General features: G+C 60.6%; 1 protein-coding gene. It reads left to right on the top strand.

What is annotated here, in order from left to right:
* Positions 1–523 (top strand): ribonucleotide-diphosphate reductase subunit beta (locus HX818_RS30975; RefSeq protein ID WP_177021362.1); only part of this gene is annotated, 523 nt, incomplete at both ends.

The raw sequence follows: 523 nt of genomic DNA, 5'->3' as shown, positions 1-523 counted from the left end.
CCGCCGAAGGCCTCGCCGAACTCGAAGGCTCCGCCGCCCGCGTCGCCGTTGACGAAAAGCGCATGATCAACTGCCGCGCCGACCTCAACCAACTCGTACCCTTCAAGTACGACTGGGCCTGGCAGAAGTACCTCGACGGCTGCGCCAACCACTGGATGCCGCAAGAGGTCAACATGACCGCCGACATCGCCCTGTGGAAAAACCCGGAAGGCCTGACCGACGACGAGCGTCGCATCGTGATGCGCAACCTCGGCTTCTTCTCCACTGCGGATTCGTTGGTCGCGAACAACCTGGTACTGGCCGTGTACCGCCTGATCACCAACCCGGAGTGCCGCCAGTACATCCTGCGCCAGGCCTTCGAAGAAGCGATCCACACCCACGCCTACCAGTACTGCATCGAATCGCTGGCCATGGATGAAGGCGAGATCTTCAACATGTACCACGAGATTCCATCGGTCGCCAAAAAGGCTGCCTGGGGCTTGAAGTACACCCGTTCGATCTCCGATCCGAAGTTCGAAACCGG

The sequence above is a fragment of the Pseudomonas sp. F9001 genome (assembly GCF_013385435.1).
In the GTDB taxonomy this organism is placed as follows: Bacteria; Pseudomonadota; Gammaproteobacteria; order Pseudomonadales; family Pseudomonadaceae; genus Aquipseudomonas.
The sequence above is the reverse complement of the archived record's forward strand: the minus strand, read 5'-3'. Positions and strand labels throughout refer to the sequence as shown.